The organism is Mesorhizobium sp. M0317 (genome assembly GCF_040321555.1).
In the GTDB taxonomy this organism is placed as follows: Bacteria; Pseudomonadota; Alphaproteobacteria; order Rhizobiales; family Rhizobiaceae; genus Mesorhizobium.
Map to the genome: position 1 here is coordinate 1 of NZ_JAMYRV010000018.1, position 14,451 is coordinate 14,451.

At 63.0% G+C, this 14,451-nt stretch carries 20 protein-coding genes and 2 pseudogenes; 9 read left to right on the forward strand and 13 right to left on the reverse strand.

All coding sequences use genetic code 11. The features are described from left to right. Positions 1 to 938, forward strand: a 938-nt coding sequence (groEL, locus tag NKI88_RS14690; RefSeq protein WP_352655845.1) for a chaperonin GroEL, incomplete at its 5' end; no start/stop codon positions are given. Positions 939 to 1,009: 71 nt separating this feature from the next. Here groEL and NKI88_RS14695 read toward each other — a convergent pair. Further along, positions 1,010 to 1,618: a TetR/AcrR family transcriptional regulator gene (locus NKI88_RS14695; protein WP_023697706.1), complete on the reverse strand. Its 609-nt coding sequence runs from the start codon at positions 1,616 to 1,618 to the stop codon at positions 1,010 to 1,012. Between the two features lie 102 nt (positions 1,619 to 1,720). Here NKI88_RS14695 and NKI88_RS14700 point away from each other — a divergent pair, with 102 nt between their 5' ends. The 3 genes and pseudogenes from NKI88_RS14700 to NKI88_RS14710 all read left to right on the forward strand — a co-directional run. Then, positions 1,721 to 2,731: a zinc-dependent alcohol dehydrogenase family protein gene (locus NKI88_RS14700; protein ID WP_023689923.1), complete on the forward strand. Its 1,011-nt coding sequence runs from the start codon at positions 1,721 to 1,723 to the stop codon at positions 2,729 to 2,731. Between the two features lie 41 nt (positions 2,732 to 2,772). Then, a complete protein-coding gene (locus NKI88_RS14705) occupies positions 2,773 to 3,219 on the forward strand; it encodes an OsmC family peroxiredoxin (protein WP_023689922.1) in 447 nt (148 codons plus the stop codon). 78 nt (positions 3,220 to 3,297) lie between these two features. Beyond that, a pseudogene (locus NKI88_RS14710) lies at positions 3,298 to 3,546 on the forward strand (nuclear transport factor 2 family protein); the annotation flags it as partial. A gap of 150 nt (positions 3,547 to 3,696) precedes the next feature. Here the strand turns inward: NKI88_RS14710 and NKI88_RS14715 are convergent. Together NKI88_RS14715 and NKI88_RS14720 are read right to left on the reverse strand one after the other, a co-directional pair. Next, positions 3,697 to 4,212, reverse strand: coding sequence for an OsmC family protein (locus tag NKI88_RS14715; RefSeq protein WP_023684308.1), 516 nt, complete (start codon positions 4,210 to 4,212; stop codon positions 3,697 to 3,699). A gap of 57 nt (positions 4,213 to 4,269) precedes the next feature. Next, positions 4,270 to 4,696: pseudogene (locus tag NKI88_RS14720) on the reverse strand (GFA family protein). Positions 4,697 to 4,878: 182 nt separating this feature from the next. Between NKI88_RS14720 and NKI88_RS14725 the strand changes: the two are divergent. Continuing rightward, the gene (locus tag NKI88_RS14725) at positions 4,879 to 5,871 is read left to right on the forward strand and encodes an AraC family transcriptional regulator (protein ID WP_352655848.1); all 993 of its coding nucleotides are present in this window, start codon (positions 4,879 to 4,881) and stop codon (positions 5,869 to 5,871) included. A gap of 23 nt (positions 5,872 to 5,894) precedes the next feature. Here NKI88_RS14725 and NKI88_RS14730 read toward each other — a convergent pair whose 3' ends face one another. From NKI88_RS14730 to NKI88_RS14765, 8 genes are all read right to left on the reverse strand, one after another. Further along, the gene (locus NKI88_RS14730) at positions 5,895 to 6,506 is read right to left on the reverse strand and encodes a LysE family translocator (protein ID WP_352520956.1); all 612 of its coding nucleotides are present in this window, start codon (positions 6,504 to 6,506) and stop codon (positions 5,895 to 5,897) included. A gap of 69 nt (positions 6,507 to 6,575) precedes the next feature. Beyond that, positions 6,576 to 6,908: a YkgJ family cysteine cluster protein gene (locus NKI88_RS14735; protein ID WP_023671506.1), complete on the reverse strand. Its 333-nt coding sequence runs from the start codon at positions 6,906 to 6,908 to the stop codon at positions 6,576 to 6,578. A 52-nt stretch (positions 6,909 to 6,960) separates the two neighbouring features. After that, positions 6,961 to 7,125 (reverse strand): hypothetical protein, encoded by a 165-nt coding sequence (locus NKI88_RS14740; protein ID WP_023671505.1) that lies wholly within the window; start codon positions 7,123 to 7,125, stop codon positions 6,961 to 6,963. Position 7,126: 1 nt separating this feature from the next. Continuing rightward, on the reverse strand, positions 7,127 to 7,534 hold the full coding sequence (locus NKI88_RS14745) for a hypothetical protein (RefSeq protein WP_023814785.1): 408 nt from the start codon (positions 7,532 to 7,534) through the stop codon (positions 7,127 to 7,129). After that, positions 7,534 to 7,758, reverse strand: coding sequence for a hypothetical protein (locus NKI88_RS14750; RefSeq protein ID WP_352655850.1), 225 nt, complete (start codon positions 7,756 to 7,758; stop codon positions 7,534 to 7,536). The genes NKI88_RS14745 and NKI88_RS14750 overlap by 1 nt, the downstream gene beginning before the upstream one ends. Before the next feature lie 293 nt (positions 7,759 to 8,051). Further along, on the reverse strand, positions 8,052 to 8,261 hold the full coding sequence (locus NKI88_RS14755; RefSeq protein ID WP_023671502.1) for a cold-shock protein: 210 nt from the start codon (positions 8,259 to 8,261) through the stop codon (positions 8,052 to 8,054). A gap of 466 nt (positions 8,262 to 8,727) precedes the next feature. Continuing rightward, complete coding sequence (locus NKI88_RS14760) at positions 8,728 to 9,057, reverse strand: YciI family protein (protein WP_352655852.1); 330 nt, start codon at positions 9,055 to 9,057, stop codon at positions 8,728 to 8,730. 30 nt (positions 9,058 to 9,087) lie between these two features. Beyond that, on the reverse strand, positions 9,088 to 9,741 hold the full coding sequence (locus NKI88_RS14765; RefSeq protein ID WP_352655854.1) for a glutathione S-transferase family protein: 654 nt from the start codon (positions 9,739 to 9,741) through the stop codon (positions 9,088 to 9,090). 173 nt (positions 9,742 to 9,914) lie between these two features. Here NKI88_RS14765 and NKI88_RS14770 point away from each other — a divergent pair, with 173 nt between their 5' ends. Beyond that, positions 9,915 to 10,094 carry a CsbD family protein gene (locus tag NKI88_RS14770; RefSeq protein ID WP_023671498.1) on the forward strand — a complete coding sequence of 60 codons (180 nt, stop codon included), beginning with the start codon at positions 9,915 to 9,917 and terminating at the stop codon, positions 10,092 to 10,094. Between the two features lie 50 nt (positions 10,095 to 10,144). Here NKI88_RS14770 and NKI88_RS14775 read toward each other — a convergent pair whose 3' ends face one another. Further along, on the reverse strand, positions 10,145 to 11,269 hold the full coding sequence (locus NKI88_RS14775; protein WP_352655856.1) for a metallophosphoesterase: 1,125 nt from the start codon (positions 11,267 to 11,269) through the stop codon (positions 10,145 to 10,147). Between the two features lie 130 nt (positions 11,270 to 11,399). Between NKI88_RS14775 and NKI88_RS14780 the strand changes: the two genes are divergently transcribed. Then, positions 11,400 to 11,993: a hypothetical protein gene (locus tag NKI88_RS14780; protein WP_023727888.1), complete on the forward strand. Its 594-nt coding sequence runs from the start codon at positions 11,400 to 11,402 to the stop codon at positions 11,991 to 11,993. An 18-nt stretch (positions 11,994 to 12,011) separates the two neighbouring features. Here the strand turns inward: NKI88_RS14780 and NKI88_RS14785 are convergent, their stop codons facing one another. After that, positions 12,012 to 12,698 carry a TetR/AcrR family transcriptional regulator gene (locus tag NKI88_RS14785; protein WP_023689911.1) on the reverse strand — a complete coding sequence of 229 codons (687 nt, stop codon included), beginning with the start codon at positions 12,696 to 12,698 and terminating at the stop codon, positions 12,012 to 12,014. Between the two features lie 84 nt (positions 12,699 to 12,782). On the opposite strand from NKI88_RS14785, the gene NKI88_RS14790 reads away from it, so the two are divergent. Further along, complete coding sequence (locus NKI88_RS14790; protein WP_352445852.1) at positions 12,783 to 13,544, forward strand: NIPSNAP family protein; 762 nt, start codon at positions 12,783 to 12,785, stop codon at positions 13,542 to 13,544. Between the two features lie 128 nt (positions 13,545 to 13,672). Continuing rightward, entirely contained in the window at positions 13,673 to 14,434 is a 762-nt protein-coding gene (locus NKI88_RS14795) for an SDR family NAD(P)-dependent oxidoreductase (protein WP_023747763.1), read from the forward strand. Positions 14,435 to 14,451: the final 17 nt, after the last annotated feature.

Genomic DNA, 14,451 nt, shown 5'->3' on the forward strand with positions numbered 1-14,451 from the left:
TCGTGCAGACCTCCAAGCCGCTGCTCATCATCTCGGAAGACGTCGAAGGCGAGGCTCTGGCCACGCTGGTCGTCAACAAGCTGCGTGGCGGCCTGAAGATCGCCGCCGTCAAGGCGCCGGGCTTCGGTGATCGCCGCAAGGCCATGCTGGAAGACATCGCCATCCTGACCGGTGGCCAGGTCATCTCGGAAGACCTCGGCATCAAGCTCGAGAACGTCGGCCTCAACATGCTCGGCCGCGCCAAGAAGGTGTCGATCTCCAAGGAGAACACCACCATCGTCGACGGCGCCGGCAAGAAGGCCGAGATCCAGGGCCGCGTTGCCCAGATCAAGCAGCAGATCGAAGAGACCACGTCGGACTACGACAAGGAGAAGCTGCAGGAACGTCTGGCGAAGCTCGCCGGCGGCGTTGCGGTGATCCGTGTCGGCGGCGCGACGGAAGTCGAAGTCAAGGAAAAGAAGGACCGCGTCGATGACGCCCTCAACGCGACCCGCGCGGCCGTGGAAGAAGGCATCGTTGCAGGCGGCGGCGTCGCACTGCTGCGCGCTTCGGCCAACATCAAGGTCACCGGCGTCAATGCCGACCAGGCTGCCGGCATCAACATCGTTCGTCGTGCACTGCAGGCTCCGGCCCGTCAGATCGCTTCGAACGCAGGTGCTGAAGCTTCGATCGTTGCCGGCAAGATCCTCGACAACAAGGGCGCGACCTACGGCTACAACGCCCAGACCGGCGAGTATGGCGACATGATCGCCATGGGCATCGTCGACCCGGTCAAGGTCGTTCGTACCGCTCTCCAGGACGCGGCTTCGGTCGCCGGCCTGCTCGTCACCACCGAAGCCATGATCGCGGAGGCTCCCAAGAAGGAGTCTGCTGGCGGCGGCATGCCTGGCGGCATGGGCGGCGGCGGCATGGGCGGCATGGGCGGCATGGATTTCTAATCCAAGCTATCTGGCTTATGCATACGGAAAGGGCGCCGAGAGGCGCCCTTTTTGTTTTGGAAAGCGGATGCTTAGGCGGCGCTGTCCGCCTGCCGCGCAACCTTGCCTGCAAGCACCGCCTGCTCGACAAGCGCCGCCACCTCGTCGGCCACCACCAGCACCGGGCCACGATCGCGGGTGGCCCTCGCAATCACCATCAGCCCTTCCAGCGAGGATTCGACCAGCAGTGCCAGGGCATGCGCCCGGCGTTCGGGCACTCCTGCCCTGACAAAGGCCTGTCGCAGCAAGCCGATCCATTGCTCGAAAGCCGATCGGCAGAGTTCCGCCAGTTCCGGCACATCGGTGGGTGAATCCAGCACCACCGGCGCGATGGGGCAACCCAGCGAAAAATCATTGTCCTCCAGCATGCGCCCGACCGACTGGTAGATGTGATGGACGGCCACTGCAGGATCGCTCTCGGCTGCCAGTGCTTCGCCCAGCCTTTTCGTGACGTCGGCAACGCTGTTGCGCGTCACCTCGATGACCAGTTGGTCCTTGCCGCCTGGGAAATGAAAATAGAGCGAGCCGCGCGGCGCCCCGCTGGCGCCCAGAATGTCGTTGAGCGAGGTGCCGTGATAGCCGCGCTGCCTGAGCAACAGGCCTGTGGTCTCGAGTATGCGGGTGCGGGTGTCGTTGGCCATGTCAACCTCTGTCAGCAGTGACGCATTATAGGCCTTGCCAAGAATATGACAATCGGTCTATATAATATGTGGATCAGTCTATATACTATTAAGGAGAGTGACATGCGCAGCTACCGTCTCGAAGGGTTTGGTGGAACCGAATCCCTGGCGATGCGCGACGAGGCGCGGACGGAACCGAAACCGCATGAGATCGTGGTGCGAGTCCGCGCCGCCTCGCTCAATCGGCGCGACACGATGATCCTTGGCGGCACCTATCCCTTGCCGGCGCGGCAAGGCATCGTGCCGCTGAGCGACGGAGCCGGTGACGTCGTCGCAATCGGCGATGCCGTCACCCGTTTTGCCGTCGGCGACCGCGTCACCGGCAGCTACTTCGCCCGCTGGATCGATGGCCGCATCAATGCCGGTCTGATCGACCAGCTCGGCTGTACGCTTGACGGCATGCTGACTGAGTTTGCCGTGCTCGACGAACAATGGGCGGCGCGACTGCCCGATCATCTGAGCTGGCACGAAGCGGCGACGCTGACCTGCGCCGGCGTGACGGCCTGGAACGCGGTGACCGGGACCCGGATTCCGAAGCCTGGTCAATGGGTTCTCACCATCGGTTCGGGTGGCGTTTCGCTGTTTGCTCTGCAGTTCGCCAAGTTGCTCGGCTGCCGGGTTGTCGCCATCACATCGCGCGCGGAGAAGGCCGACAGGCTGCGGGCGCTGGGCGCCGACCTCGTTGTCTCCAGCACCGACATACCGGAATGGGGCGGCTGGGCGCGCGAGCAGACAGGCGGCATCGACCTCGTCGTCGAAACCGGCGGCCCGGCCACCTTCGCGCAGTCGCTGATTGCCAGCACGCTTTATGGACACATCGTGCTGCTGACGCTGCAGGACGCCAGTGGCAGATCGATCGAGATGCCGGCAGCGCTTTATCAGCGCAGCCTCGCCACCATCAGCCGCCTGTTCGTCGGCAGCCGCAGCAATCTCGAGGCCATGCTGCGCGCCGTGTCGCAGCATCGCCTCAAGCCCGTTGTCGACAGGGTCTTCCCCTTTGCCGAAGCCCCCGAAGCGTACCGCCACTTCCAGCAGGGCGACGTGTTCGGGAAGGTTGTCATCGACTGCGCCTGACCCAATTGCCCGCTTTTCAACCCCGAACCAGGAGAACGACCATGACCATCCGTGAAGCTTCCGCAGAATGGCAAGGCACGCTGAAGGAAGGCGGCGGCCGTCTGCGGCTTGGCAGCGGCGTCTTCGAAGGCGCCTATTCCTTTCCGTCGCGGTTCGAGAACGGTCCGGGCACCAATCCCGAAGAGCTGATCGGGGCAGCACATGCCGGCTGCTTCTCGATGGCGCTGACCTTCATCCTCGGCCAGGAAGGCCACGTCGCCCGCACCATCCGCACCGTCGCCAAGGTGCATCTCGGCGCGACCGCCGCCGGGCCGACGATCACCCGCATCGAGCTCGAAACGGAGGCGGAGGTCACGGATCTCGCCGAAGACGAGTTCGAACGCCTGGCGCAGTCGGCCAAGGCGACTTGCCTCGTCTCGCGCGCCTTGGCCGGCGTGCCTCAGATCACCCTAAAGGCCGTGCTGGTCAAAGCCGTCAAAGATCAATGAAACCGGGAGAATATGATGAAACAGGAGCTTATCATGGACGCAGCCGGGAATGATTTGTCCCGGCAGACGGCCGAGATCATGCATCGCTTCAACGATGTGTTCCAGCTGCACGATCCGTCCGCGCTTGCCGAGTTGGTGGCGCAGGATTGCGTTATCGAAAACACCGTGCCGGCGCCGGACGGCGCCCGCCATGCCGGCAAAGAGGCGTGCATTGACCTATGGTCGGCGATCGCCACCCAGCCCGGCACGCGCTTCGACCTCGAGGAAACCTTCGTCGCCGGCGAACGGGCGACGATCCGCTGGCGCTACTTCATGGCCGACGGCAACTCCATCCGCGGCGTCAACCTGATGCGTGTCGCGGACGGGCTGATCGTCGAGCGATGGGTTACGTCAAGGGATAGAAGCGTTGCCCGATACGGCACTACCGTTCCCAGCCCGGAATCTCGCTCAAGTCGAGTTTCCGGGCCGGTTTTCTGGTCACTGGATGACGCGGTGCAGCTTCACCGTGGTGCTGGGACTGTTCTGGATGGTCTGGAAGATCACGCAATAGCGATCCGTGAGTTCGAGCAGTTGGTCGAGCTGACTTTGGGGAGCGTCGGTGTCGATGTCGAACCGCAAGCGGATTTCCTTGAAGCCCACTGGAACACCCGCAGTCACGCCGAGCGTGCCGCGAAGATCAACGTCACCTTCCGCGGAAACTTCGGCGGACCTGATCGGAATTTCGAGCACGGCCGCCGCCGCGCGCATCGAGACACCGGCGCATGCGATCAGCGCCTCCAGCAGCATGTCGCCGGAGCATAGTTCCTGGCCGCTGCCCCCGGCCATCGGATGGATGCCGGCAAGCGCCAGCCCGCGTCCGGTCTCGACCTGGCAGGTGACGGTGGACGCGTCGGCGACGCCTTTGGCCTTCAAGGTGAGGAACGCGGCCTTCGCATCCCTGCGATAGAGATCCTTGATCGGCTCCTGCGTGGCGCGAAATGTTGCGATTTCCATGAACAATCTCCTGTCTTGAATTGTCGTTGTCAAAAATGGCGAGCAGTGGCCGGGCCCTTATTCCGGCACCGCGATGCCGGAGCCGCCGAGCTCAGCCGGAAAGTCCCTGAGCTTGGGCAGCCCGTCTTTCATCGGCAGCACGGTCTCAGCGTAGTTGACGTGAACCCCAGGCGTGAATTTCACGCCTGGTATCGTTGCCGCATAGACATCGACCAGGCCGAGCGGCGGATGAACGGTCATCAGATGACCACCGCATTTCGTGCAGAACTGGCGATCGCTCATTTCGGTCTTCTCGAACCCGGACAGGAACTCCGCGCCCCCGGTGACCTTTGACGTTCTGAGGCTTCCACAGCGTGAATGCGTTCACGGGAGACGCCGACCACGATCGACAAGAACCGCAATGGCAATAGCCCATTGCCTCGGCGGCTCCGTGCACTTCGATTTCCACGGCGCCGCAAAAACACCCGCCCTTATGTACCGTCATGACTTTTGTCCCTGGTTGGTTTCGACAGCACTCAGCGCCCACTCTCGGCAGCGCTTGAGCACCGGTGCAGGTTTAGGAGTTCTGGCCGCGAACTGAATGATACGGCGTCCGCCTCGCTTGACAGCGCGTCCGGAACTCGAAAGGGATGGCTCACCGGCTAGCCGGGTGCGGGACGAAACGGAATGGCCGGGGATGCTCTGTCTGACCTGTTGAGGACGGTACGCCTTACCGGCGCGACGTTTTTTGACATTGAGGGCCACGAGCCGTGGGCCGTCTGCTCGCCGGCGCCATCGTCCATCCGGCCGAAGATCCTGCCCGGTGCGGACCATCTGATCTCCTACCATGTGGTAACGGCCGGTCGCTGCTTCGCGCGCATCGTCGGCCAGGAAGCGATCGCGCTGGAGGCCGGCGAAGTCGTCGTCTTCACCAGGAGCGACCCGCACATTATGTCCAGCAATCCGGCGTTGCGCGCCGATCCGCCGACAGCCGACGTTCTCGACATCGCAACAGCCGGCCGGATGCCGGTTTACATCAACTGCGCCGGCGACGGCGCGGCCTCGGCCAGGCTGGTTTGCGGCTATCTCGCCTGTGATGCACAGCCTTTCAATCCACTGCTCGAGGCTTTGCCGTCGGTGATCAAGGCCGGAGATGCCAAAGGCGATGGCGGCTGGCTCAGCCAGTTCATCAACCTGGCTGTCACGGAGGTGGCGCAAAAGCGCGCAGGCAGTGAAACGGTGCTCACCAAACTGAGCGAACTGATGTTTGTCGACGTGTTGCGCCGCTACTTGGAATCGCTGCCGCCACAAACCACGGGATGGCTGGCTGGCCTGCGCGATCCGCACCTGGCGAGGGCACTGGCGCTGATCCACGACCGGCCGGCGCATAACTGGACGGTGGAGGCGCTGGCGAAGGACTCCGCGCTGTCGCGCAGCGTGCTCGCCGAACGCTTCACCAGGCTGGTCGGCATGCCGCCAATGCATTATCTCGCCAAATGGCGCATGCAGATCGCCTCGGAGCTGCTCAGCGCCGGCTCCAGCAACATGGCCAGCATCGCCGCTGAAATCGGCTACGAATCCGAGGCAGCGTTCAGCCGCGCCTTCAAGAAGATGATCGGCCTTCCGCCCTCGGCCTGGCGTCTAGGCATCCGGACCGGATCCGGAACCGACGAAGAGTAGGCCGAGGCCTGGCAGCTCCTGTTCTATCGATCAGCCAGCGCCAGCTTGGCGCCGAGCATGACAAAGGCGCCGGCGAAGGTGCGGCGCATCCAGGTCAGCACCATCGGCCGCGACACGACATGGCTGCGGATCGAGGCGGCAAAGATGCCGTAAGCGACGAAGACGACGAAGGTCAGCAGCATGAAGACGCTCGAGAGCTCCAGCATCTTGGCAAATGCGTTCGGTTCGGTCGTGCTGACGAATTGCGGCAGGAAGGCAAAGAAGAAGATCGACAGCTTCGGGTTCAGGATGTTGATCAGGATGCCGGAGGTGATGACCTTGGCTGCCGAGCGGGGTGCCGCGTTTTCATCGACGCTCAGGCCGCCCTTCTCCTTCAGCGTGTTCCAGGCCATGTAGAGGAGATAGGCGACGCCGAGATATTTCAGCGTCTCGAAGGCGACAGCACTTGTGTGCAGCAGCGCCGCCAGGCCGGTGATGGCGGCGGCCATATGTGGGATGATGCCAAGCGTGCAGCCGAATGCAGCAGTGATCGAGGCGCGCGTGCCTCGCGAAAGCCCGGCGCTCAGCGTGTAGAGAACGCCGGTGCCGGGCGAAGCCACGACGATCAGCGACGTCAACAGGAATTCGATGCTCATGGTTCCTCCAACGCCCTGCCCGTAGTGGAAGCTATCGGGGGATGTGGGATCAGGCAAGGTGGGCGTCGGCTAGATCGTTGGCATCCCGTGCGCCTTGCGCGCCATCAGGCAATCGTCGCCGCCAGGCATGCAGGCGTGGCAGACGTCCGGGCGGATCTCGTAGATGCCGCAGGCCGTGTGCTTGCCGATCTCGCCCGTAAGCGCCGAACAGCGCACGCCCTCGCAGCGCATCCCGGACAGGTCGGCGGACACGAACTTTTCCGGAATCCGGTCAAGTTGCGCATCGTCCTCGGTCGAGAAGCGCGGCCATTCGGCCGAGTAGGAACAGCAGGCGCCGCAGCTCTGGCAATCGAAAACCGGCTGGTCGTCCTGTTTTGACGACCGGATATCCCTGGCGGCCAACGCGACCAGCCCAGGTGCTGCGAGATTGCGATCGGCTTGGTGCGGCAAGGCGCTATTTCTTCTTGCCTGCCTTGCCCTTGGGCGTGGCGGCTGGCGCCTCGAACAGATCGGTTGCCGACGGTTCGGCGGCCTTCGGCGCGGCAGCGGGCTTGGCCTGCTTTGCAGTGGCAGCAGCCGGCGCTGCCGGCTGGTCCTTGGTGGAAAACTTTATGGCCATGTCAGTCCTCGTCGGAAAAGCGGGATGATGGTGCGCGCGGATTGCGCAAGCGGCCGATCAGCGCCGAGACCGCTGTGATGTTCATTTCCTCGGGCGACCAGTTCCTCGCCTCGGCAATGTGGTGCGCCGCCAGTTCGCGATGCGTGCTGCCGCTATAGGCGGCATCCTGGTAGGTCACGCGCTCCTGGGTCCTTTTGTCCTCGCGGACATATTCGACCAGATAGTTCGGGGCTTCGGCACGGCCGCGCACGCCGACGCGCACCTGGGCATCGCCATGCGCGCGCTTGCAGCGCTCGAGCTTTTCCAGCACACGGCGGACATATTCGACCGGCTTGTCCAGGCCCGGGACCATGGACGCTATGGTCGCATCGGCATCGATCGGCGTCGGCGGTACGCGCTTGGTGGCCATCAGCGTTTGCCTGCCCGCTTCGGCAGCGCCGCAAGGACTGCGGCCGCTGCCATCTCGTCGGCTTCCTTTTCCTTGCGCAGTTCGCGCAAGCGCGCGGTCTTGGCTTCGCGCGCCTCGCTGACGGCATCACGCTCGGACAGGATGCGGTTGAGTGACATCGACTGGGTTTGCGTCTTGCTGAACAGCGAGCCGGCCTGGTCGGCGGTCTTGGATTGAGTGGTCAAAACTTTCTCCTGTCGGGAGCCTGGTGCCGATAGAGCGAGAGCGGTCTTCGATTACGACCAAAGCAATACGGCAGCGGGGCAGTATGGGCGGTTCAGATTGCTGGAGCGTCCCTTAGCACGTTCCGGCCGGCGTGCGGCGCACTTTTAGCGGCACGACGCACAAAATGAAAAAGGCCAGGCACCGCCTGACCTTCCATGAAAGCGCCGCGCATCCAGTTGGATGCGCAAGGCGCTCCTTTCAGCCTTTCATCGGTGCCAGTACATCCGTGGTCACCGGAAGGCCGAATTCCTTATCAGGCCGCCTTCAACTGGTCGGCGGACATCTTGCCCGACTTGTTGTCGCGGGTCATCTCGTAGCCAAGCTTCTGGCCCTCGACGATGTCACGCATGCCGGCGCGCTCTACGGCCGAGATGTGGACGAAAACGTCGGCGGAGCCGTCGTCAGGCTGAATAAAACCAAAACCTTTGGTGGCGTTGAACCATTTCACTGTGCCGGTGGCCATGAAGAACCCTTTCCCTGGCAAATATTCGTTCACCATCGTGCGACTGCACAACAGCGTTTTGTCTCGATTTTTGATGGGGAAGTTCGTCAAAGGCGCGCATCATGCGCGGATAACAAAAGTCGGTCAAACAAATATCGACATATTTCTTATAGACTTCTCTTAGCGCCGAGTCAATTTCTGGTTTGGCCGCAGCCCAAATTCAACCTGAGGATGCCTGAGGCATAAGCCTCAACTGACGAGGTGGCGGAGCGCAAGGCGTTCCCAAAAAATATTTCACGCCCCGGAACCAATCGCAAGCCGGCGCATTTCCGTGGTGTCAGCAATTCAGAGAGCAATCTCGGTAATGCTGGCAAAAGGACGCCTCCCGCACATTAAACGGTGCGAGAGGCGTTCTTGTATGTGCCGTTGTCTGACACAATTCCCAAGGGAAAACCGTTTGCACACTTTTCCTTAAACTTACGCTCGCCTACAGGATCGCGCTGATCAGCGGCAGGATCTCGTAGCGGAAACCGCGGCCGGAGCTCGACACCGGATCGCCGTCGGTGACCGCTCTTGCCTCGGCTTCGCTGCCGACACGCAGGATCAGCAGACCCCAAGGGCCGGCCGGGTCGGCGACCGGCCCGGCCAGGATCATGGCGCCCTCGGCAAGCTTGCCGCGCAGATAGTCGGCATGCCGGCCCATCAACTCCCTCTCCTCCTCCGTCAGGGTGAAGGCGAAGTCCGGCTGAGGCGGGATCAGCCGGCAGTGGAAGATTGTTGGCGCGGTAGTCTCACGCGGTCCATCATTGCTGGCCATCGGTCACTCACCGTGATGTCATTAGTGGTCCTATTCGTCCGGGCCGGGTTCCGGCCAAGTCTCCTTCGCTGCTTCCGCATACCAGTGCCGCATCGCCGGCGTTGCCAACACGGCGTCGACGTAGGCGCGCGTGTCGGGCGCGAGCTTGCCGCCATAGGTGTCGAAGCGGGTGACGACAGGTGCATACATGGCATCGGCCGCGGTGAAATGACCGAACAGGAAGGGGCCGCCTTTGCCGTATTGTTCCCGGCACTGGCGCCAGATCGTTTCGATGCGCGCGCGCTGCATTTCGCCTTCGGCGTCGAGCGGCTTGTGGGCCTTCGGCCGGCGCAAATTCATCGGCCAGCCATAGCGCACCTCGCGAAAGCCGGAATGCATCTCGGTCGCTACCGAGCGGGCCAGCGCTCGGGCGCCGATATCCTGAGGCCAAAGCTTTTTCTCCGGAAACAGGTCGGCCAGATATTCAAGGATGGCAAGGGTTTCCCAGACAATCCTGCCATTGTGATTCAACACTGGCACAAGGCCGGTGGGCGAGACTTTCGCCAGAGCGGCAAAGGTTTCGGGCGTGCGCAGGCGCACGAAACCTTCCTCGAAAGGGATGTCCAGATGCTTCATCGCCACCCATGGCCTCAGCGACCAGGACGAAAAGCACTTGTTGGCGATGATGAGCGTAAATTCAGCCAAGGCGGTCTCCCCAAAATTTCGTCACACTAGTCACATGATACGACGCGGCAAAGCGTTTCGGCGACCATATAAGCGACCATATGCGACGATGATCGGCCGCCCAGGGAACCTAAGCCAAGCCGGCCCGTTTGCCTCTTGCGAAGGAATCCCCGGAAACCCCAGGAGATGCAAAGATGGTGAACAAGGATCAGGTTGCCGGCGTGGCCAAGCAGGTCAAGGGCTCGGTCAAGGAGGCCGGCGGCAAGGCGACCGGCAACAGGCAGACCCAGGCCGAAGGCACGGCCGACAAGACCGCCGGCAAGGTGCAGAAGGTCTATGGCGACGTGAAGGACAAGATCAAAAAGGCGCTCTGACCCGATCTCGCAGGCAATGAGGAGGGCGGCTCAAGGCCGCCTTTTTCTTGTCAGAGGCTGAGGCTCTTGCTGAAGGCGCTGGTGAACTTGACCTCGCCCTGGTCGCCGGCCGCCTCGCCCAGCAGTACGTCCATGCTGTCCCCGGTTACCCTCACCAGCGCGAAGCCGCCCATATAGGCGGCCTTCGGCTTGAACAGGTCGAGGCCATCGCTTTTGTAGATCATAGGCACTTCGTGCTGATGGCCATGGAAGATGGCGATGACATTGTAGCCCTTCAGCGCCGCCAGCAGCGCCTGGCGGTCGGCCTCGCTCCACCAGTGCGGCGCGCCTGCGCCGTCATCGTCATAGGTGCGCTTGGCCGGGTCCCAGCGCTCGACCGAGAAAGCGTCCCAGCCATAGTGCTGGAACAGGATGACGGGACGGCCATCCGCCGCGTAGGTCGCCAGATCCTGCTTCAGCCACGGCAGGCTGCTCACCGCGCCATGGCCGGTGTCGCCGGCAAAGCGGTGGGTCTGGACGAGATGCAGGCCGCCCCAGTCCCAGGAATAGCAGTCGGTGTCGACATCGTATTCGGTGGCCGGCACCGGCGGCTTGAAGAACACGCCGGGGCGGTGGTTGACCTCGACATAGTCGCGCAGTTCACGCCGATACCAGTCGACATGGGGCGGCGAGCCGTTCTGGTCGAGATCGTGGTTGCCGAGGCCGACATAGACCGGCATGTGCACGCGGTCCGGGCCGACGCCTTGTTGATAGCGCTGGCTGAACTGCAACAGTTGCGTGCCTTCGCTGGGCTCGGTGATCTGGCCGCCGCCATCGTCGGTGATGTCGCCGCCGACAACGAGGCCGAGCGGCGCATCGATGCGGCTGCCGGCCGAACGCAGGCGGGTTGCAACGCCATCGATCTCGACTGGCCATTGCCGGCCGGCCAAGCCATTGAGGACAGCGACATTGCGCAACAGCGCGGCATCGGTCTTGCCTTCCTCCAGGCAGTTGGGGCTGAGGCCGCTCGACATGCGGCAGGCATGGACATCGGCGATGAACAGAAAGGTGGCGTCGATGGGCTGGATGCGCTTGCCGGTCTGGCCAAGCGCGGCGCGCGGCAGCATGCCAGCCATGGCAAGGCCGGCTGCCTGTGCGAGGAAATTGCGACGGGAGAGGACGAGCTTGCGATTCATGCCTGAAATTCAGCACAGCCGGCGCCCCACCGTCCAGTTGCCAGGAATGGCAGGTCGACACGGCACTGAGGCTCTGGCATTTCTTGGGTCATGCTGGCGCGCAGCAAATACAAGCAGAGGGGAGGATTTCATGAGAGCCGTTTCGATAGGCGTGGTGCTGGCTGGGTTGCTGCCGGGGGCTGCGGTGCATGCCGCCGATTGTGTCGACGCAAAATCGGCCAAGGCCGGCTTCGTTCTGGAAATGCCTGGCGTCCGCAGCGAGTTTCGGCCGGTGGCCGGCGGCATGGTGTCCGTCGCCAACACCTACGAATCGCAATCACCGCAGACACAGTTCCTGTTTGCAGGCCTGGTCGAAGTGTTTCGCGACAGCGATACCGGACGGGTGGCGACGATCCCGTTTTCCGATCTGCGAAAACTGTTTCCGCTGAAGACGGGAGCCAAGAGCACGATCGAATTCGTCGAGTTGTCGCCGAACAAGCAGCCGAAGAGCACCAAGACACTGAGCCTGGTCGTCAAGGGCAAGGAGACGTTCAGCGTCGGCGGCTGCAAATACAACGTGCTGGCCGTCACGGAGACCTTCAAGAACGGCGCCGGCGAAACGCTGGACACATTCACCGCGCTTTATGCTCCCGATCTGCAAGCGTCTCTCGCCCGGCGTTACGACGAAGGGACCAGCGCGGAATCGGTGAACGGTTACGAGACGATCAAGCCGCTTTCCAACTAGAACAGCGCAGTTCCGGCCTCAAGGTTTTCCCGGCCGCAGCAGGATCCTGCGACGCCGCTTCGCTCTGCTCGGGAATGGCGGCGTTGAGCTGCCCTGAAGTTCGGCCAGGCAATCGCGCAGCACGCTGGCATCCTGTGCCGCCTTGGCCATCGACATGGCGCCGGAATAGGCGGCGATGGCGAGTGCCGCAAAGCGCTCGGGGTCGGTGCCCTGCTCCCTCCCCGACTGCTGGTCGGCTCGCACCTTGTCGGCAACCGCCTGACGCCATCCGGCAAAGATATCGTCCAGAGCGGCGCGGAAATCCGGGTCAGCGAGCGACAGTTCATGCGCCAGATTGTTGAGCGGACAGCCGCGCACGAAGCCTTGCTGCTCAAGCTCGGTCGCCACCGCCTCGAACACCGCGCGCACGCCTTCGCGCGCCGAGCCTGCCGCCCGTACAGGGTTGATCCAGGTTTCATCGAGGGCCGCTGCCACGCGCTCCTCGATCACCGCCAGAGCGAGCGCCTTCTTCGTCGGGAAATGATGATGCAGCGCGCCGCCGCTGACGCCTGCGGTCGTCATCAGCTCGCCAAGGGCGGATGCATGATAGCCACGCGCCTGGAACGACGCTTCGGCGATATCGAGCACCTTGTTGCGCAGCCCTTCGGGATCGTTGGTGCGTTTTCGCGGCGGCCCTTTCGGAGCCCGAGCAATCTCTGCTGACATTTGCCAACGATAGCAGATTGACAAAACAGGACAACCAGTCTGTTTTATAAACCGGATGATCATCCTGTTTTTTGGAGACGAACAATGACCGTACCCCTGAATGCGCCTGCGACGGCAAGCCTGCTCGCTTCGCCTGTCGTCGAGTTGCGGCAGTACACGCTGAAGCCGGGCCGGCGCGAGACGCTGATCGACATCTTCGACAGTCGGTTCATCGAAGGCCAGGAACACGCCGGCATGACCATCATCGGACAGTTCCGCGACCTCGACCGCCCCGACATGTTCGTCTGGCTGCGCGGCTTCGATGGCATGGAAGCGCGGAAGCAGGCGCTCACCGCCTTCTATGACGGGCCGGTGTGGACGGCGCACCGCGACGCCGCCAATGCGACGATGATCGATTCTGACGATGTGCTGCTCTTGAAGGCGGCATGGCCAGGCGCCGGCTTCGATCTGTCAGGCGCGCAGCGAGGCGCCATGCCGGCGGATGGAAAGCCGAGCGCAGACGATGGCTTGACCGGTGTTGTTGTCATCCAGATTCATCATCTGCGGTCTGGCGCCGAAGCCGATTTCGCCGGCAATTTCGAAACGGATGCCGTTCCGGTCCTTATCGGCGCCGGCGGACGGTTGCTTGGCGCCTTCATCACCGAGCACGCCGAAAACAGCTTTCCCCGCCTGCCGGTGCGCTTGAGCGAAAACGTCTTTATCGCGGTGACGGGTTTCAACAGTCCCGAGGCGCATGCCAGTTACGAAGCCGCAGTTGCCGCTTCGCCCCAATGGCAAGCGGCCGATGTGACCTGGCGGACCGAAACCTTGCGCCTGACGCCGACGTCGCAGTCGCTGTTGCGGTAACCGGATCGGCACGCGGCCAACCGAAGTTCATACTGAGCGATAGGCCGGCGGCTTGACCGCCCTCGCCGATCGGCATTGCCTTCGTGACGCGGGCAACAGCGAGAGCATTCGATGCGACTTGGCCTTCAATGAGACTTTCTGGCAAACGAGCACTGGTGACCGGCGGCTCGGACGGCATCGGCCTGGCGATATCGGAAGCTTTCTTGCGCGAGGGCGCCGACGTGCTGATCGTCGGTCGCGACACCAGCAAGCTCGAGACCGCCCGCGAGACACTTGCGGCGGAGGGCAACGTCGGCACCCAGTCGGCCGATCTTTCGACCTCTTCCGGCATCGATGCCGTGGTCGATCGCGCGAAAGCAACCGGCCCACTCGACATCCTCGTCAACAATGCCGGCGTCGCTTATCTGGTGCCTTTCGAGACCGTCACCGAGCACCAATTCCAGCAATCCTTTGCGCTCAATGTGACGGCGGCGTTCTTCCTCACCCAGCGCCTGCTGCCGCATTTCGGCGCCGGCGCTTCGGTCATCAACATCTCGTCCTACTTCGCCAACAAGATGATCCCGAAGCGGCCATCGAGCCTGTATTCCTTGTCCAAGGGCGCGCTGAATTCGCTGACCAAGTCGCTGGCCTTCGAGCTTGGTCCGCGCGGCATCAGGGTCAATGCGATTGCGCCCGGCACGGTCGAGACCGCCATGCGGCGCAAGTCGATCGAAAACCTGCCGGCGGCAGCGCAGGCCGAGCTGAAAGCCTATGTCGAGCGCAGCTACCCGCTCGGCCGCATCGGCCAGACCAGCGATCTTGCCGGCATCGCCGTCTATCTCGCCAGCGATGAGGCGGCGTGGACCAGCGGCGGCATTTTCGCGATCGATGGCGGGTATACGGCGGGGTGACCGTTTGGACGGCCCTC